General features: G+C 56.9%; 17 protein-coding genes and 1 tRNA gene. 13 read left to right on the top strand and 5 right to left on the bottom strand.

The window, feature by feature from the left end:
* Nucleotides 1-27: 27 nt before the first annotated feature.
* The gene (locus B4U49_RS14645; RefSeq protein WP_078085350.1) at nucleotides 28-489 is read right to left on the bottom strand and encodes a winged helix-turn-helix transcriptional regulator; all 462 of its coding nucleotides are present in this window, start codon (nucleotides 487-489) and stop codon (nucleotides 28-30) included.
* Nucleotides 490-627: 138 nt separating this feature from the next.
* Between B4U49_RS14645 and B4U49_RS14640 the strand changes: the two genes are divergently transcribed.
* On the top strand, nucleotides 628-1,740 hold the full coding sequence (locus B4U49_RS14640; protein WP_078085349.1) for an NADH:flavin oxidoreductase: 1,113 nt from the start codon (nucleotides 628-630) through the stop codon (nucleotides 1,738-1,740).
* 146 nt (nucleotides 1,741-1,886) lie between these two features.
* Here B4U49_RS14640 and folK read toward each other — a convergent pair whose 3' ends face one another.
* Genes folK through tsaD form a run of 3 tightly spaced genes read right to left on the bottom strand, consistent with a single transcriptional unit; the run spans nucleotide 1,887 to nucleotide 3,831 of the window.
* Entirely contained in the window at nucleotides 1,887-2,384 is a 498-nt protein-coding gene (gene folK, locus B4U49_RS14635) for a 2-amino-4-hydroxy-6-hydroxymethyldihydropteridine diphosphokinase (protein ID WP_078085348.1), read from the bottom strand.
* Between the two features lie 3 nt (nucleotides 2,385-2,387).
* Nucleotides 2,388-2,765: a dihydroneopterin aldolase gene (folB, locus tag B4U49_RS14630; protein WP_078085347.1), complete on the bottom strand. Its 378-nt coding sequence runs from the start codon at nucleotides 2,763-2,765 to the stop codon at nucleotides 2,388-2,390.
* 25 nt (nucleotides 2,766-2,790) lie between these two features.
* The gene (gene tsaD / locus B4U49_RS14625) at nucleotides 2,791-3,831 is read right to left on the bottom strand and encodes a tRNA (adenosine(37)-N6)-threonylcarbamoyltransferase complex transferase subunit TsaD (protein ID WP_078085352.1); all 1,041 of its coding nucleotides are present in this window, start codon (nucleotides 3,829-3,831) and stop codon (nucleotides 2,791-2,793) included.
* Nucleotides 3,832-4,257: 426 nt separating this feature from the next.
* On the opposite strand from tsaD, the gene rpsU reads away from it, so the two are divergent.
* The 12 genes from rpsU to B4U49_RS19520 all read left to right on the top strand — a co-directional run bounded on the left by rpsU (nucleotide 4,258) and on the right by B4U49_RS19520 (nucleotide 16,829).
* On the top strand, nucleotides 4,258-4,473 hold the full coding sequence (gene rpsU / locus B4U49_RS14620; RefSeq protein ID WP_020411530.1) for a 30S ribosomal protein S21: 216 nt from the start codon (nucleotides 4,258-4,260) through the stop codon (nucleotides 4,471-4,473).
* Nucleotides 4,474-4,689: 216 nt separating this feature from the next.
* Entirely contained in the window at nucleotides 4,690-5,133 is a 444-nt protein-coding gene (locus tag B4U49_RS14615; protein WP_078085346.1) for a GatB/YqeY domain-containing protein, read from the top strand.
* Nucleotides 5,134-5,152: 19 nt separating this feature from the next.
* A complete protein-coding gene (gene dnaG, locus B4U49_RS14610; RefSeq protein ID WP_078085345.1) occupies nucleotides 5,153-7,198 on the top strand; it encodes a DNA primase in 2,046 nt (681 codons plus the stop codon).
* A 263-nt stretch (nucleotides 7,199-7,461) separates the two neighbouring features.
* Complete coding sequence (rpoD, locus tag B4U49_RS14605; protein ID WP_078085344.1) at nucleotides 7,462-9,333, top strand: RNA polymerase sigma factor RpoD; 1,872 nt, start codon at nucleotides 7,462-7,464, stop codon at nucleotides 9,331-9,333.
* Between the two features lie 124 nt (nucleotides 9,334-9,457).
* Nucleotides 9,458-9,847 carry a diacylglycerol kinase gene (locus B4U49_RS14600; RefSeq protein ID WP_078085343.1) on the top strand — a complete coding sequence of 130 codons (390 nt, stop codon included), beginning with the start codon at nucleotides 9,458-9,460 and terminating at the stop codon, nucleotides 9,845-9,847.
* A 185-nt stretch (nucleotides 9,848-10,032) separates the two neighbouring features.
* On the top strand, nucleotides 10,033-11,934 hold the full coding sequence (locus tag B4U49_RS14595; protein ID WP_078085342.1) for an autotransporter family protein: 1,902 nt from the start codon (nucleotides 10,033-10,035) through the stop codon (nucleotides 11,932-11,934).
* An 88-nt stretch (nucleotides 11,935-12,022) separates the two neighbouring features.
* Nucleotides 12,023-12,099: transfer RNA gene (locus B4U49_RS14590), tRNA-Ile, on the top strand.
* A gap of 200 nt (nucleotides 12,100-12,299) precedes the next feature.
* A complete protein-coding gene (locus tag B4U49_RS14585; protein ID WP_078085341.1) occupies nucleotides 12,300-13,535 on the top strand; it encodes a tyrosine-type recombinase/integrase in 1,236 nt (411 codons plus the stop codon).
* Nucleotides 13,536-13,628: 93 nt separating this feature from the next.
* Nucleotides 13,629-14,456 (top strand): hypothetical protein, encoded by an 828-nt coding sequence (locus B4U49_RS14580; protein ID WP_078085340.1) that lies wholly within the window; start codon nucleotides 13,629-13,631, stop codon nucleotides 14,454-14,456.
* A 144-nt stretch (nucleotides 14,457-14,600) separates the two neighbouring features.
* The gene (locus tag B4U49_RS19565) at nucleotides 14,601-14,822 is read left to right on the top strand and encodes a DUF3853 family protein (RefSeq protein ID WP_078085339.1); all 222 of its coding nucleotides are present in this window, start codon (nucleotides 14,601-14,603) and stop codon (nucleotides 14,820-14,822) included.
* Between the two features lie 2 nt (nucleotides 14,823-14,824).
* Nucleotides 14,825-16,255: a DUF3631 domain-containing protein gene (locus B4U49_RS14570; protein ID WP_078085338.1), complete on the top strand. Its 1,431-nt coding sequence runs from the start codon at nucleotides 14,825-14,827 to the stop codon at nucleotides 16,253-16,255.
* Nucleotides 16,256-16,388: 133 nt separating this feature from the next.
* A complete protein-coding gene (locus tag B4U49_RS19520; RefSeq protein ID WP_078085337.1) occupies nucleotides 16,389-16,829 on the top strand; it encodes a terminase small subunit-like protein in 441 nt (146 codons plus the stop codon).
* Between the two features lie 108 nt (nucleotides 16,830-16,937).
* On the opposite strand, the gene B4U49_RS14560 is transcribed toward B4U49_RS19520, so the two are convergent.
* The gene (locus B4U49_RS14560) at nucleotides 16,938-18,383 is read right to left on the bottom strand and encodes a hypothetical protein (RefSeq protein ID WP_078085336.1); all 1,446 of its coding nucleotides are present in this window, start codon (nucleotides 18,381-18,383) and stop codon (nucleotides 16,938-16,940) included.
* Nucleotides 18,384-18,455: the final 72 nt, after the last annotated feature.

Raw genomic sequence — 18,455 nt, 5'->3', positions numbered from 1 at the left:
GAGGGCGACCGCGGTCGCCCTCAGAGATCAACCGGCCTGCTCCAGCGGCTCACCATTCTCATCCACAAACAGCACATCACGCACGCTGAGCGCCTCGCCAGCGGCATTCTGCACCACCACCTGCGCAATCGCTTCACCACCGTCCCGCTCAACCAACTGCATGGAGTCCTTACTGCCATTCCAGCGCTCGCTCCACTGACGCAGCGCGACCACCACCGCAAACAGATCCCGCCCCTTTTCTGTCAGGCGATACTCGTAACGGGTACCGTGCTCTCCCACATCCACACGGGTCATCACACCATTTTCGACCAGGCGGGACAGTCGATCACACAGGATATTCTTGGCAATTCCCAGGCTTTTCTGGAAATCCCCATAACGTCGCGTACCCAGCATCGCCTGCTTGATTACCAGCAGGGACCACCAGTCGCCCACTTCATTCAGGGCACAGGCCACCGAGCAGCCGAGATCATCAAATCGTTTACGTGTCATACAAATCAGTATAAGCGAAATGGTTGCATTAAAAAACCAAATGAAGTTTCATAACGCAACCTAATTGGCGGGCAGCCCGGAACCCGGTCCCGCTGATGGCTAACTGAAGCATCTGTAAACGAGATTTCGGAGAGTGTTATGAGCGGCAACCTGGACAGTCTTTTGCGTCCTTTCGAACACAAATCCCTGAAGCTGCGCAATCGCGTGGCCATGGCCCCCATGACCCGCACCGCGTCCCCCGGCTATGTCGCCAACGATCAGGTGGCGGGCTACTACCGCCGCCGCGCGGAAGGCGAGGTGGGCCTGATCATCACCGAGGGCACCTTCGTCGATGGCAAGGCAGCTAACGGCTACGAGAATGTGCCCGCCATCTACGGTGAAGAAGCACTCGCCGGCTGGAAGAACGTGGTCGAGGAGGTTCACGCCGCCGGTGGCCAGATTATCCCCCAGCTCTGGCATGTGGGCTCCGTACGCAAAGAGGGAACTGGACCGGACAAATCCGTACCCGGCTACTCTCCCTCTGGCCTGTTCAAGCCCGGCAAGGCCAACGGCCACGCCATGACCAAAGAAGACATCCAGGACGCGGTACAAGCCTTCGCGGATGCCGCCAGGGCAGCCAAGGAAGTGGGCTTTGATGGCGTGGAAATCCATGGCGCCCATGGTTACCTCATCGACCAGTTCTTCTGGGAAGGCACCAACCAGCGCGATGACGAATACGGCGGTTCCATCGAAAACCGTACCCGCTTCGCGGTGGAGATTGTGAAAGCCGTGCGCGAGGCAGTGGGCGAAGACTTTGCCATTGTGCTGCGCTACTCCCAGTGGAAGCAGCAGGATTACGACGCGAAGCTGGCACAAACCCCGGAAGAACTGCAGCGCTTCCTGACGCCGCTGGTAGACGCCGGTGTGGATATCTTCCACGCGTCCACACGACGCTTCTGGGTACCCGAGTTTGAAGGCTCTGATATGAACCTGGCAGGCTGGACCAAGGAACTCACCGGCAAACCGGTTATTTCCGTGGGCAGTGTCGGCCTCGACGATGATTTTATCGGCGGCAACAACCAGGGGATGGGCGGCACTGCCAACCCCACCGGCGTGGAAGAACTTACCCGCCGCATGGACAAGGGTGAATTCGACATGATTGCCGTGGGCCGCGCGCTGCTGCAAGACCCGAACTGGTTGCAGAAAGTGAAGGAAGGTCGCGAGGAAGAAATCGTGCCGTTTACCAAGGAAGCGCTGGCAAGCTTGAGCTGATAGCCCTGAGGTGCACCGCATCTACTAATCAGGTGCGGTGGCGGCACCGCTACCGGGGGCTCTTTGTGAGCCAGGCCACAGACGGTCTCACAAGCCCACCGGTATCGATGTATTGATAATTAATTTCCGAGCACTACCCAGCGGCTTCAAGCTGAAGGCCAATCAAACTCAACCGGCCACAACTTCTGTGAATCCTGATCGTACGCTTCCCACAATTGCTGGTACGTTTTTCCCTCCAGCGGGTGCACAGTATCGGGAGCAAGTTCCGACAAGGGCAACAATACGAAGGCATTCTTGAGGATTTCTCCGCGCGGCAATTTCACACCATCGATCACGCCGCTACGATCGTCATACGTGAGGATATCGATATCCAGCGTACGCGCGCTGAATTTTGGCCCGCCGCGAACACGACCATTATCGTCTTCTATATGACGCAGCTCCATGGCCAGCTCTCCTACCGACAGATCGGTTTCGATGGCCGCCACCAGGTTGTAGAAGTTGTCTCCGTCGAAACCCACCGCTTCGCTTTCGAAAACCTCAGACATACGCAGATCACCGAACGCCTGCACCAGCGCATCCAGTCCGGCACGCAAATTTTTCTCGCGTTCGATATTACTGCCGAGACTCAGGTAAACGGTTGCCATTGTTCAGGCCTCCGAAGGCTGTTTAGTGCTGCGCTCACCGCGCTCGATAATAACGCCCACATCGCGTGCTCCACGCACCGCGCCGGGCTTGGACAGGCGCAGGCGCAGCCAGCTTACATTGAATTCGTTACGCACGATTTCCGCAGCCTGCTCAGCCATGGTTTCCACCAACAGAAATTCACTGCCCTCGATAAATGCGATCAGACGCTTGGCGACCGCCTTGTAGTTGAGGGTGTGCTCGATATTGTCAGTGCGCGCGGCCTCGCGGATATCGAATGCCATTTCGATATCCAGGCTTACGGTCTGGCGAACTTCCCGCTCCCAGTCGTAAATGCCGATAATGGTATCGACCTTGAGATCGCGGATATAAACGATATCCAAAGATAGTCTCCTTTTTATTGGTCTCTTAATCCGCGCGCAATGTGCCGGTCAATTCGGTCAGTGGCCAGCGCGGACGGACTTCTATATCGAGATCTGCGCGCTGGCCCGCCTGCAGGCGCAGGCAGCCAGCATAGGCGATCATGGCACCGTTGTCGGTACAGAATTCCTGGCGCGGGTAGTAAACCCCGCAACCATCTTCCGCCAGGCGCGCTTCCAGACGCTGGCGCAAAAGCTTGTTCGCGGAAACACCACCGGCAATCACCAGGGTTTTGCGCTTTGCCTGCTTGAGCGCACGGCGGCATTTGATCACCAGGGTATCCACGACTGCCTCCTGGAAGGCCGCGGCAATATCCGCACAGGTCTGCTCGTCCGGCAGGCCATCTTCCAGTGCGTGCTTCTGTACAGTAGTCAGGGTAAAGGTCTTAAGACCGGAAAAGCTGAAGTCGAGCCCCGGGCGATCCGTCATCGGACGCGGGAAGGTAAAACGCTGCGGGTCGCCCTGCTCCGCCAATGCGGCGAGACGCGGGCCACCGGGGTAATCGAGATCGAGCATCTTGGCCGCCTTGTCAAAGGCCTCGCCAGCGGCGTCATCCAGGGATTCCCCCAAAAGCTCGTACTGGCCCAGCCCCTGCACATCCACCAGCTGGGTGTGGCCGCCGGAAACCAGCAGGGCCACGAACGGGAATGCCGGAGGATTTTCCTCCAGCATCGGGGCCAGCAGGTGCCCCTCCATATGATGCACACCAATGGCGGGCACATTCCAGCCGTAGGCCAGGGCGCGGCCGGCACAGGCGCCCACCATTAGCGCGCCGATCAATCCCGGGCCGGCGGTGTAGGCAACGCCATCAATATCCGCTGGCACCGTGCCGCTCTCGGCCATGACTTCGCGAATCAGGGGTAACAGTTTGCGCACATGGTCGCGACTGGCAAGTTCTGGCACCACACCGCCGTATTCGGCGTGCAGCTTCACCTGACTGAACAGGGTGTGCCCAAGCAGGCCCTGCTCGCTGTCGTACAGGGCGACACCAGTTTCGTCACAGGAAGTTTCTATTCCGAGTACTCGCACGGGTTTCCAAAGGTCCTCAATAAAATTGTCCGGAACAGCACAAAAATGGGACAAATGGCCGGTGCTGACCGGGTTTCAGGGGCGCTATCATACTCTTTAGGGCCTTTACCGCCTAAGGAGAATTGGCGGCCGAGGTTGCGCTGGGGCCCGCAAGGCGGCGCCCCCGGAAGAGGCCCGTGTCGCGACTCTTGTAGCGACTATAGTTACAAGCCCGGTTTCGCACCCGGCCGACTGCGACGAAACCCGAAACGATTGCGCTCGCAGGCTTGCGAAGGCCAGATCATCTGTATAGAATTTGCGCCCTCGCTGTGAACCGGCCTCCGGATTGCATCTGCGAGAAGAGCAATTTGCCGGAAAGGCCGCCAGGATCCAGGTGATCAAAGTAGATACATCTGGCCGAGAGAAACGAATTTTACAGGTAATCTAATGCCCTCAGTACGCATCAAAGACAACGAACCTTTTGACATCGCCCTGCGCCGCTTCAAGCGCTCCTGCGAGAAGGCTGGTGTACTCTCCGAAGTACGTCGCCGCGAGTTCTACGAAAAGCCGACTGCCGTTCGCAAGCGCAAGGCTGCCGCTGCTGTTAAGCGTCACGCCAAAAAACTGCAGCGCGAAAACCGCAAGTTCCAGCGTCTCTACTGAGTTCGAGCTTTCTCTCTCGATCACAGCACGCTGACGCGAATGCGGTTCGCGGCCAAAACGGCGCCCGAGTTTACTCGCGCGCCGTTTTTTATTGCCCGCAGATAGGTCCACCGCTGTCTCAAGCACGCACAAGCCTTGCCAAAACGCCGCTTTGCGCCAAATATTGACTGCCTGACCGATAAACACCCACTAGCATAAAAAATTCCGGACGCCCCAATGAGCACACTCAAGGAAACCCTCGCCGCCGCCACCAAAGACGCCATGAAAGCCCGTGAAAAGGCGCGTCTTGCCACCCTGCGACTGATCAATGCTGAAATCAAACGCGTGGAAGTGGACGAGCGTATCGAGCTGGATGATGCCCGCATCCTCGCCCTGCTGGACAAAATGACCAAGCAGCGCCGCGACTCCATCACCCAGTACGAAAAGGCCGGCCGCCCGGAGCTCGCAGAAGTGGAGCAGCAGGAAATCGACGTGATCCAGGAATTTCTGCCGGAGCAACTGAGCGAAGCGGAAATCCAGGAAATTGTCGCCGCGGCGGTCAAAGAGACCGGCGCCAGCAGCATGGCCGACATGGGCAAGGTAATGGCACTGGTAAAGCCCCAGGTGCAGGGCCGCGCCGATATGGGTGCCGTCAGCAAGTTTGTGAAAGCGTCCTTTTAAGGCCGCCTGAAGCATTTCTATGGCAGGCAAGATCCCGCAGTATTTTATCGACGACCTGTTGGCCCGTGCTGACATCGTTCCGGTCGTCGATAGCCGGGTAAAACTGCGCAAAACCGGGAAAAACTATTCCGCCTGCTGCCCGTTTCACGACGAAAAAACACCGTCCTTCACGGTAAGCCCGGACAAGCAGTTCTATTACTGCTTTGGCTGCGGCGCCAGCGGCAATGCGGTCGGCTTCCTCATGGAGTACGATCGCCTGCCCTTCCCGGAGGCGGTGGAGAAACTCGCCGCCAGCCTGAGCCTGGAAGTCCCGCGCGAGCAACTGGCCCCAGCGCAGATCAAGCGCCAGCAGGAGAGCCAGTCTCTCTACGCGCTGACCGAAAAAGCTGCAGAGTTCTATCGCGAGAAACTCAGGGACCACAAGGTCTCCGCACGCGCCATCACCTACCTGAAAAATCGCGGACTCTCTGGCGCAGTCGCCAAGGAATTCGGTATCGGCCTGGCACCCCCCGGCTGGGACAACCTGCTCAATCATCTCGGTACCAGCTCGGAAAAAGCCGAGCAGCTGGAGCTCGCCGGCCTGGCCATCCGCCGCCAGGACAGTGATGGCAATCCAGGCAAGAGCGAGCCGGGGAAACGCCACCACTACGACCGCTTCCGCAACCGCATCATGTTCCCGATCCGCGACCAGCGCGGACGCACCATCGCGTTTGGCGGCCGTGTACTGGGCGACGACAAACCCAAATACCTGAACTCCCCGGAAACCCCGATCTTCCACAAGGGCCGGGAGCTCTACGGCCTGTGGGAAGCCCGCCAGGCCAACCGCGAGCTGAAACGGCTGATCGTGGTCGAGGGATACATGGACGTGGTGGCCCTCGCCCAGTACGGCATCCGCTGCGCCGTGGCCACGCTCGGCACCGCCTGTGGCGAAGATCACATCCAGCTGGCTTTCCGCCACACCGGTGAGATCGTGTTCTGTTTCGACGGCGACCAGGCCGGGCGCACCGCCGCCCGCCGCGCGCTGGAAGCCGGCTTGCCCCATATGCAGGACGGCCGCAGCCTGCGCTTTCTGTTGTTGCCGGAAGGAGAAGACCCGGACACCCTGGTGCGCCAGATCGGCGGCGAGCGCTTCGACCAGCTGATCGACGAACAGGGACGGCCCCTGGAGGACTTCCTGTTCGACCTGCTTGGCGAAGGGATCAATATCCAGACCATGGACGGCCGCGCGCGCCTGTCCAAGGCCGCCGCCCCCCTGCTCGACCTGCTTCCCGCCGGCGTCTACCGGCAGCTGATGTTCCAGCAACTGGCCCGTCGCACCGGTCTCGAGCAGGACATGCTGGAAGAAATCATCGCCGCGGAAAAAGCCCGTACAGCCAAACTCGCACAGCAGGCAGCGCCCGCCGCAGCACCGGCAAAAGCGGCCCCCAAGCCGTCACCCGCGCAACCGCCCCCGGACGGGGAGCGCCCACAACAAAGCCACGCACCGGAATACCCGGACATGGGCGGCGATGCCCTACCGCCGGGCTACGACGAGCCGCCACCGGACTACGATTTCGCCGACCTGCCACCCCCGAGCGATAACGAGCCCACCACACAACAACCCGCACGCCGGCACAGCGGCCAGTACCGCCTGCCCGCCGAACGCATGCTGATCGCCCTGCTGCTGCACCACCCCCAGCTGGCACAGCTGATCGCCGATCCAGCGCGCTTTCGCGACAGTAACGATGCAGATCTGCAACTTTTCGGCGAAATTCTCCAGGTTTTACATAAAAACCCCGGCCTCAACAGCAACCAGCTGTTCGGTCGCCTACTGAACCTCGAGAGCAAGGAAGCCCGCGAACTGCTGCCCCGCCTCGCCATGAGCCACCCCATTGTTGGTAGTGCCGGGCAGGTGCTGGAATACGACCCGGAGACTGAATTCAACGACTGCCTGCGCACCCTCGAAACCGCCGCGGAGAGGCAGCGCAAGCGCGCACTGGTGGACCAGCTCAAAAGTAACGGCAACCAGCTGAGCGCCGAACAACTGGCATTGCTGGCACAGTTCCGCCCCAAATCGGACCAGTAACGGCTTGCCGATAAGCTGTCGGCACCGCCACTGTAGCTATTCCAGCAATTAACCCCCTTGAAATCCCAAACAGCATCACCATATACACAGACCCGTCGACCAAAGCCGGCGGGAAACCAGAAGACAAGCGCGCCCGGACACCCTGAACCACACCATCTGCCTTGACAGTCACAGTGGTTATTGCTTACGCAAATACGCTATAATCCCGCGTCTTTGTCCAGACAAAAGTCCCGACTATCAATCCCCAGAATTCAGGGTTGTGCATGACCGACAAAACCCAGCAGCAAAAGACCACCTCCCGCATCAGAGAACTGATCGCCCGCGGCAAAGAGCAGGGCTATCTCACCTATGCGGAAGTGAACGATCACCTGCCCGAAGACATCTCCGATCCCGATCAGGTGGAAGACATCATCGGCATGATCAACGACATGGGCATCAAAGTGTTCGAACAGGCACCCGATGCCGAAGAACTGTTGATGGCCGAAGGCGACAGCTCCGCCGATGAAATCGCCGCCGCTGAAGCCGCCGCCGCGCTCGCCGCAGTTGAATCCGATGTAGGCCGTACCACCGACCCGGTGCGTATGTACATGCGTGAAATGGGCACCGTAGAGCTGCTCACCCGCGAAGGCGAGATCGCCATCGCCAAGCGCATCGAAGAAGGCCTGCGCGAGCTTATGGCCGCTCTCGCCTACTGGCCCGGCGCCGTGCAGCAGATCATCGACGAATACGCGCTGATCGAAAAAGAAGAGCGCCGCATTCCCGACGTCATCGCCGGCTGGCTCGACCCTGCCGACGAAGTGCCCCCGGGCGCCCAGGCTGGCCAGGCTGCGGAAGCGCAGAAGAAAGACGACAGCAAAGACGACGACAGCGATAGTGACGACGATGACGACGACTCCTCCGAGGAAGAGGAAGAGAACGTAGGCGGCATCGACCCGGAAGAACTCGCCGAGCGCATGAACGCGCTGATCGCCGCGCAGAAGAAAGCCGACGCAGCCATCAAGAAGCACGGCCGCGATTCCAAAGAGGCCGGCGAGGCCATGGAAGCCGTGGGCGAAGTATTCCGCTTCTTCAAACTGGCCCCGCGCCAGTTCGACCCGCTGTACAACGCCGTGCGCAGTATCCTTGACGACGTTCGCGCGCAAGAGCGTCTGGTGATGAACCTGTGCATCAAGCGTGCCCGTATGCCGCGCAAGACCTTTATCAAGGAATTCCCCGGCAACGAGACCAACGAAGACTGGATCCCCGCGATCATCAAGAAAAAGCGCGACTACTCCGACGCCCTGCGCCAGGTAGCCGACGAGATCCAGCGCGCCCAGCGCAAACTGCAGCAGGCCCAGGACAAAGCCCAGCTGGACGTCGGCCAGATCAAAGAGATCAACCGTCGCATGTCCATCGGTGAGGCTCGCTCTCGCCGCGCCAAGAAGGAAATGGTCGAGGCCAACCTGCGTCTGGTGATCTCCATCGCCAAGAAGTACACCAACCGCGGCCTGCAGTTCCTGGACCTGATTCAGGAGGGCAACATCGGCCTGATGAAAGCGGTAGACAAGTTCGAATACCGCCGCGGCTACAAGTTCTCGACTTACGCCACCTGGTGGATTCGCCAGGCGATTACCCGCTCCATTGCAGACCAGGCGCGCACCATCCGTATTCCGGTGCATATGATTGAGACCATCAACAAGCTCAACCGTATCAGCCGCCAGATGCTGCAGGAAATGGGTCGCGAGCCCACCCCGGAAGAACTGGGTGAGCGCATGGAAATGCCGGAAGACAAGGTGCGCAAGGTCCTGAAGATCGCCAAAGAACCGATCTCCATGGAAACCCCGATCGGCGACGATGAAGACTCCCATCTGGGCGACTTTATCGAAGACCAGAACCAGTCTTCCCCGATCGACACCGCAACGTCCACCGGCCTGCACGACGCTACCCGCTCCGTGCTCTCCGGCCTGACAGCGCGGGAAGCCAAGGTACTGCGTATGCGCTTCGGTATCGACATGAACACTGACCACACCCTCGAGGAAGTGGGCAAGCAGTTCGACGTTACCCGCGAGCGTATCCGTCAGATCGAAGCCAAGGCGTTGCGCAAGTTGCGCCACCCCTCGCGCTCCGAACACCTGCGCAGCTTCCTGGACGAATAATTTTTGCTGTCGGATTTTCGACAACAAATCTTCGTCCATACTGAAAAAGCCCGGCTCGCCGGGCTTTTTTGTGGGTTACGTTTTTATTTCAAACAGATGAACCAGCGGAGTTATACACAGAGCAATGGAAGAGCAGTTTGTGAATAAACCCGGGAAAACCGGCATCTCTCGCCTGATCGACGCCACCGAATACTCCCGTCAGGGACTCATCGCCACCTGGCGTAACGAAGCGGCCTTCCGCCAGGAAGTCACCCTCGCGATTTTCCTGATTCCCATTGCCTTATGGCTCGGCGAATCCGGCGTGGAGCGCGCGCTGCTGATCGGCGTGACCATGCTGGTAATGATCGTCGAACTACTCAACAGCGCGGTGGAAGCAGTCGTGGACCGGGTCGGCCCGGAAAAACACCCGCTGTCCAAAATTGCCAAAGACACCGGCTCCGCAGCGGTATCCATCTCGCTGCTGTTGTGGGTCTCCACCTGGGCCTGCATCCTGCTGCCGCGCTGGATCGGCTGACTCCCACACGCCTCTCGGGCGAGATTGCCCGTCAAAATTTGTGACTGCCGCTGGCCCGCTCCGGCAGTCCCGGTCGATTCAACTAAAATAATGGCACGATAGTACCAGTTAGTGCGCAACGGATTTGCGCGCCGCAATCGCGGCTAACGGCCAGAATCGACCAATAACGAACCAGGGATGGAATCATGTCGTTTCCTCGCGCGGGTCGTGCGTTTGACGCCGGCGCCCCCGGGCTGTGCACGCTGGCACTGCCCCTGATCTTTTCCGCCATACTCCCGACCGGCGCCCACGCCCAAATAGCGTTCGGCAGTGGCGACGATCAACACCGCCTCACCGCAAACAGCCCCAGTGGTCGCAGCAACAGCGCCACCATCGACGGCGGCGGTGGCAACGACACACTCACCATCGAGGGACTCAGCCTCGACAATCCGACACGCCTGAAGCACTGGGAGACTATCTCACTGGAACAGGGCAGCCGGCTCACTCTGGGCCAACACCTGACACTGGGCGGCAGCGATTATCTGCCCGGCCGCCTGCAGATAAGCAATGACAGCAGTGTACTGATGCCCTATTACAGTGCCGGTATCCGCGCCAGTGGCGATCAGGCGCTGACGGTATTCAATCGCGGCACCGTCGATATGCGCGGCGATACCGCCAACCAGCTGTGGATTCACGGCAACTACGTGGGCAGTAGCGGCAGCGTGATTCTCATGGACGTGGTTACCGGGGGCGACGACAGCCTCGTCGATCGCCTGGTGCTGGACGGTGGCCGTGCCAGTGGCAGCACGCGGCTACTGTTCGAGCGCGCCGCGGGTACCGGTGCGGATACCCGGGACGGCATTCTGGTGGTACAGGCGCGCAACGGTGGCAGCACAGCTCCGGGCGCCTTTTACATGCCGGAGCCCGTCTCCGCAGGCCCCTACGAATATTTCCTGTTCCGCGGCACCGGCGACCCGGAAAACGATAACAATTGGTACCTGCGCTCAAACCTGAAACCGGGAGAGGCGCCCGCCACCGCCCCGGGCACCCAGGTACTCGCGTTCAGCAACATCAGCGACGCAACCATAACCGGCACCGATATCGGTGCGGCGAGCCTTGTCGGCCCGGCACCGGCGGCCGGCGAAGCCCCGATTCCACTGTATCGGCCTGAGATCCCCCTCTACGCCCAGGCAAAATCCCTCGCCCGCCTCACCTCGCTCCAGGAGATCGGCAGCTACCACCGCCGCCGCGGGGAGCAGCGCAGCTGGTTCGACGGCGTCAATAACGACTGGCTGCGCGTGCACCACATGAGCGCCGACTACAACTGGCGCGGTGACATCAGCAATCGCTTTGACGGCAGTATCACTGGCCTGCAACTAGGCACCAATATCTGGTCGACCCCCACCTGCACCGGCGGCGCACGGGAAATGGGACTGTTTGTGGGCAGCACCCGCGCCAGTGGTGACGTGACCGGGTTTGCGCGCGGCTTCAGCGACTACAGTTCGGGACAGAACAACCTCACCAGCTATCACGTCGGCTACTACTTCAACGACTACCGCCCGGACATGGGCTACTTCGATATCACCGCCAAGGTGGCCTACCTGGAACTGGAAAGCCGCTCATCCCGCGGTATAGGCGCCACGGTAACCGGCCCCCAGCTCACTATCTCCGTAGAAAAGGGTTTTACCTGGCAGGCGTCGGAACAGTTCAATATCGAGCCACAGCTTCAGGCAGTGGCCAACTACAGCAACCTCAGTGCCTATGACGACGGCATCTCCTGGGTGGAGCCCGACATGACCCCGGAGGCCAACTTCCGCGCCGGCCTGCGCGCCTACAACACCGACAGCAAGTGGCTGGATGGCAATCTGCGCGGCTACCTGTTTGGCAATATCTGGCACACCCTCGGCGGTAATGACCAGCTGCTGTTTGACACCAAACTCCAGCTCGATCTTGAGCGGCAGGCGACCTGGGGAGAATTCGGCGGGGGGGTGGTACTGCTGCAGAGCAAGCTGGGCAGCGCATTCCTCAATGTGGGATACCAGCGCTCACTGGACGACCTGGACTGGTCCGGCGCAAACGCAAGTCTGGGCTTCAACTGGGCCTGGTAAGGCCAACACAACCGGGCAAAGCGTTGATTTGACACAAAAAATCGAGTACTTTGCCCATCCGCTCGCAGGTCCCTGCGAGCCCCGGTGGGGGCCCTTAGCTCAGTTGGTTAGAGCATCCGACTCATAATCGGCAGGTCCTGGGTTCAAGTCCCGGAGGGCCCACCATTACTTCATTCCATAAAGTTCCATATACCCCCACAACCCCTACCATAGTTAGCTTTCCACTCTAAACTACTATTGCATACGTACCATACGTACCCCTAAAGACCAGGGTATAGAGGGGTATATGCGGGGGTACTTCGCCCGACACTACGTTCAGGTACCCCCAAAGCGACTGCAGGCCCTGCCACCACTGAGGTTGCGTTATGGCACTGACAGAACTTCAGGTAAAACAAGCAAAGCCCCGAGAGAAGGATTACAAGCTCAGCGACGGGAAGGGCATGTTCTTGCTGGTGGCCAAAAATGGCAGCCGGTACTGGCGACTTAAGTACCGCCACCCAGTAACCAAGAAAGAGCGCCTGCTCGCTCTTGGTGTCTACCCCGAGGTCAGCCTCAAGAAGGCCCGGCAGAAGCGCGATGAAGCCCGGCAACTCCTATCAGATGGTATCGACCCCAGTGATCACCGAAAGGCCCAGAAGGCGGATAGTTTTGCAGCCGCAGCAAACACATTCGAAGCCCTAGCACGAGGCTGGTTCGCCACACGCATGGGCGACAAGTCGGTAAGTCACCGCACGAGGACTCTGCGCCTTCTGGAGCGTGACCTCTTCCCCTACCTAGGGTCGCGACCTATAGCGGATATCACCCCACCTGAAGTCCTTGCGGTACTCAAACGAATCGAGGCCCGCGGCGCCATTGAGACCGCAAAGCGCGCGAAGCAAACCGCCAGCATGGTATTCCGCTTTGCCATCGCCGGCGGCTATGCCAGCAATGATCCCGCTGTCGTTGTCGGCGACCAGCTTCAGCCGACTCAAACTCAGCACTTTCCAACTATTACTGACCCAACGGACGTAGGAAAACTACTAATTGCGATTGACGCTTATCACGGCACCCCGACCGTGCGTGCCGCACTCAAACTATCGCCGATGCTGTTCTGCAGACCGGGCGAGCTTCGGGCCCTGGAGTGGGCAGAGATCAACTGGGAAAACCAACGTATCGAGCTCCCCGCCGAAAAAATGAAAACCCGGCATCCACATATTATTCCCCTGCCAAGGCAGGCAGTGGAGATTCTCAGAGAGCTACAACCGCTCACCGGACGGTCCCGCTACGTATTTCCATCCCCAAAAGGCGCCAGCCGGTGCATGTCGGAGAATGCCGTAAGAACAGCCCTGAGAAACATGGGGTATGGCAACGAAGTCATTACACCGCACGGCTTCCGAGCGATGGCTCGTACTCTTCTCGATGAGGTCCTCAATGAGCGTGTTGAGCATATCGAGCATCAACTAGCCCACACCGTGAAAGACGCCAATGGTAGAGCCTACAACCGAACTAAACACCTGGACCAGAGAGTAAAGATGATGCAGCGATGGGCTGACTATTTGGACGAGCTCCGACAACAGGCCAATAAGGAAAACGTCGTAACAGTCAATTTCAACTCCAGGTAAAAGGCGAGCCTCTTTCCGGCTTTAGCTGATTGTGTAGGAATCAACCACATGGAGTGACTACAACTCTGATTTGGATTTGCGCGGACGCCGCCCATGAAAAACTGGCTGACAAGTCTAATCTCGATCAACAAAGCGATAAAGCAGCATCCAGACATGGCTATCCAACAGATTTTCAGCGAGATTGCCTCTGGATCTCTGGTTCCATACTACCTGATCCCACCGCACCGGTATGCGAGCGAACGCCCGGTTGAAACATACCGACTGGTCACCGATGAAGACTACGGTACATCGCTAACTGTCTGGGCTGGAGGTCACGATATCTCAGGTCCCTGCCCGCTACCGATAAAGAACAGCGCTCAGCTTATTGAAGAAGCGCTGTATAAGTTCGTCACCGACGGCGGTCCCACCAGTCTAAAAACGAGCATCGACCGGCGCCGCATCGAACTCAAAGACGGAGAAAGGGTTTTGATACCCGCCCGATGGCCCCTCATTCCTGCAGCACTTGGCGAAGAGCGTTTCTCTCACCAAACCCTGGATGAAATGTTCACGAGGCAGTATCCCGACGCCGAGCAGCCTTTTATATACCGCGAAGTCGACAATACCCAAATCACAGCCGGTGATCTTATGATACCAGTGGAATTCCTGGCGTCAGCTTCCGGTACACCTTCAGGAATAGACCAAGTACGGACCAGTGAGGGAGGTATTGCGCCGAGGGAACGCGACAGCTTTCTGAACATTATCTGGGTTTTCCTACAACTTACTATCGAGAAAAGCCAGAACCCCAATGCTAACCAGACAATGATCCGTGAAGAGCTAATCGAATTACAGGAAAAGTTCGGCGGTATGCGAGGAGTCTCGCGCGCCAAGCTGGACGAAATATTTGCAGAAGCAAATAAGCTCAACAAACATCGAAAGCGGTAATCCAAAGAACACTAAACTAGCAGGCATCCGCAAAACCCTAGGTAGAGTTCCCCGCATACTACCTAGTATTCACTGATATTCCCTTCCCCCCATTTGCCCCATACATTACGCCTCGAATCCCAACGTAATTTGAAGGGCCGATAGATGAGACCGATTAATCAGAAGCAACCGATCAACCCCCAATTCCTGTACCGTGCATCAGAGTGCGCTCGCCTGTTTGGGGTTAGCCTAACTACCTGGTGGCGATGGAGCAGTTCGGGTAAAGCCAAGCGAGGAGTTCGCCTAGCGCCGAGAATTATCGTCTGGGAGGGGGAGTACCTACTGGAGCTAAAGCACAAACTGATTACAAGTGAAGAAGAGTGCTAACCATGAAAGATGAAAAAACCGGTCCGAGACAGGGGCGCTCCAAAATGGCAAAACAACCGAGCCGCGACACTGAAGCTACTGTGGTACAAGGCAGCGCCAAGGAAGAGACTAGCCGTGCTAGCGATGAATTAGAGTTAAAGCGTCTAGCAGCTCTAAACAAGCTCGATTATGGACGCCAGAGAAAAGATGCCTCCACCAAGCTCGGTGTAACTGTGAATATTCTCGACAGATTGGTAAATGACAGGCGAGCCAGCCAAATCCGCGAGCCGGACGCCGAAAGCTGGGAAGTTAGCGACGGCATACGTCCGTGGCATAAGTCAGTGGAGGGGCACACTATCGCTACGGAAATCCAGCAGCAATTTGATCGCTTTTGCATTCTACCCGACAGCGGAAGCATCGCATTAACTCTGTGGACAATCGGCACCTACTGCTATGACGGCTTCAGCATCTTTCCAAAGCTCCTGCTGTCATCGCCGGTAAAACGGTGTGGGAAATCTACCGTTATGGAGCTTCTTTCAAGCATGGCTCATCGAGCGCTACCCACATCTAATGTTTCTGCAGCGGCGATTTTTCGCATGATTCAGGAGTGGTCCCCCGCACTACTAATTGATGAAGCGGATACCTTCCTGAACAAGAAGGATAATAGCGATATGGTAGGGATCATCAATTCAGGCCACAGAAAGAGCATGGCATTTGTGATCCGGGTTGGTGGCGATGACTACAAGCCTCAGCGGTTTAGTACATGGTCACCCATGGCCATTGCCATGATTAGTGAGCCCCCAGACACCATCAGAGACCGATCCATAACCCTAACGCTACGGCGTAAGCTGGCCACCGAAAAAGTCCAAAAGGTTCCGGTGAATATTAATCGTAATAACCACTCCCTACGGCAGCAATGTCAACGATGGGCCCGTGATCATCAACGCAAGCTCGGTATGGCGGAGCCGGATGTTCCCGCGGTTGGTAACGACAGGGCTGAAGACAATTGGATCCCTCTCCTAGCCATTGCTGACACTATCGGTGGTGATTGGCCAAACCTGGCTCGCCTGGCCATGAGTAGGCTCGAAGACTCTCCGCGGGAAAACCAAGACTACAGCACCATGCTCCTAACTGACTTACGCTCGATTTTCTTGAGTACAAGCCGAGACAACCTATGGACAACAGAGTTACTCGGCGCGCTGATTGCAATGGAAGATCGGCCGTGGGGGGAGTGGCGCAATGGCAGGCCTATCAGCCCTCATGGTCTCGCCAAGCTGCTACAACCCTTTGGTGTAAAAAGCCAACAACTCAAGAAGGGCTATGAGAACCGTCGAGGATTCTCGCGCGGTGCCTTCCAAGATGCATTTCTTCGGTATCTCCCTGAAGAAGTTCCAGAGAGCGCTACTCCGCTACCGACCCCGAGCAGCAAGGGGACTGAGGTAGCAGAACCTTAAGTTGAACCAATCCATTAATAACTATCCGCTACCAGGAAAACAAGCAATGACGCCTCAGGTAGCGATATAGCGTTTAATAACCGGGAACATCATTGGTTCCCGGTAAGTTAACAGCAACTAAGGAACCTTCCCTATGCCTCGTCCGACAATTTTCACAGATGAGATGACATCCCGGATTTGCAGTCGAATCGCCAACGGCGAGTCTTTGCACTATATCTGCGCCGACAGGGATATGCCGTCACGTACTACGGTCCTCCTATGGCTTAGATCTGGAGAACACCCTGAGTTTTTGAACCAATATCTCGCGGCTAAGGATGCGAAGGCAGACTATCTCGCCGACCAAGTGCTGGAGATCGCCGACAATTGTGAGGGCGCCGAGCTCACTACTGAAATTCAGGCCGCCAAGCTCAGGATTGGTGCCCGACAATGGTACGCAAAGGTCACGGCCCCTAAGAAGTACAGTGAGCGACTGGCAGTGGATCAGAGGACTGAGTATCGACCCAGCGAAGAAATGACTCCTGAGCAAGCGCGAGCGATCCTAATTGAGCATGGAATTGATCCCGACAAGCTATAGCTCCACCCCTGCCTCAGCCTTGGCAGGGGTATGGCCCGATTATTTCTGCAGTGTCTCACAGACAACTGCTGGCTCTGAAACAATGCCAGGGTACATTCCCGGAAATGGCTAAATCACATCCGGATTCGGCCAGAGTATTCTTGTGTACGCCATCACGAATGCGTGGACTCTTTCTGTCGAGCCAGGACGGGAAGATGAAGTGGCTACTACCTTAAGAAACTTATTATTAAAGACTGTTAGAAAGAGGTGGTGACTTATTGCTCCATCATCAGAGGGAAAATCTAGCCTCCTACCCAAAAAATTAGCATTCTCCGGCGTCAATCCCATGGGTACGACTTCTGAAATTTTAACATTATCCCCATCCCCTGCCCTAAGGTTATCATTGGCTTCAGATATGAGGCTCTTTAGTTCTATTAATGCCAGCTCAGATCCGGATCCATCAGGGAGGTACTGATACCCTACATCATATATCGCTACGGTTATTTTAATGCCCGGACTTGAGTAGGGTAGCCTGGTTACGCGATCATGCTTTGATGATTCGATGTCGACCGGCGGGGCTGACGTAAAACCGCCCAGTGTGATCGGCGCAGGAATCCCTTGAATCTTTCTCTCGCGGCCACCTCCAGCAATAGCCTTTGAACATCCATGCTCTACTCCATCAGATTCCGCCCTAAGAACGAGCGCTGTCTCAGATAACTCTAATATTTCATAAGTTTCGACTAAATCATCTGGATCTAGGGAGTCAATATCCATAGATATATCGTTCTGACTCCAACTACTAGCGGGATACATTTCGAAAGCGTCTGTGACCTCCGTTAACCGGCCGCCTTTTATGGACCACTGGTGGCTTTGCTTAAATTCAAAATCAAATGGAATAATTGAGTCTGATTGGTACATCACATTCCCAGCTGAATCTGCGCGACCACCCGCGAAATACTCAGCACTTTCAGTAGCACGCACGCGCACCCCATCCTCAATGAAATAATATTCACAGGACCATTTTCCGACTATTTTCGACTGATAGACTACATCTTCACTGATGGAAATTGCTTCACGATCACCACTGAGAACTCCGTACTTTCCGTCTCCAGAAGACACTTCTTCCTCGGGAGTCTTATCTATTCGAGAACACCATTGCTCTCTTTGCTCTTCATTACCACTTCTTAATAGATAACTTGCAAACTGACACTGAAGTGTATGGGGATCCTCTAATATAAAGAACACCAAGCGTCCTACAGGGATTAATAATGACGCGAGGGCCAAACCTAAAAAAATACTATAGATTTTATTAAAGGAGCCCTTGGTCCCTTTTTTCTTTTCGCCATTACTGGGAGGTATTGTTTGGAAGGACGTGGAAGATTTTTCGCGCTTACTATGGACCCGAATATCACGCTTAAGCAACTCGAGTTCTTCTCCAGAAAAGTCTGTCCGGTTGCACAGAATCTCCTCCAGTGCACGGGTAGCTTCTGGGAGGAGCCCACCACGGACATAAAGGTACATAAGCTCATCTGTAGTAGCACGCGAATACCGCCGCTTCCAATCACTGTAATTCATCACACATCCCTCGCAATGGCGCTTTATTTATAAATTTTTACAGGCAGTATCCCTTCGTCTTTGGACCTGCTC

This window comes from Microbulbifer mangrovi (assembly GCF_002009015.1).
Lineage (GTDB): Bacteria > Pseudomonadota > Gammaproteobacteria > Pseudomonadales > Cellvibrionaceae > Microbulbifer > Microbulbifer mangrovi.
The sequence above is the reverse complement of the archived record's forward strand: the minus strand, read 5'-3'. Positions and strand labels throughout refer to the sequence as shown.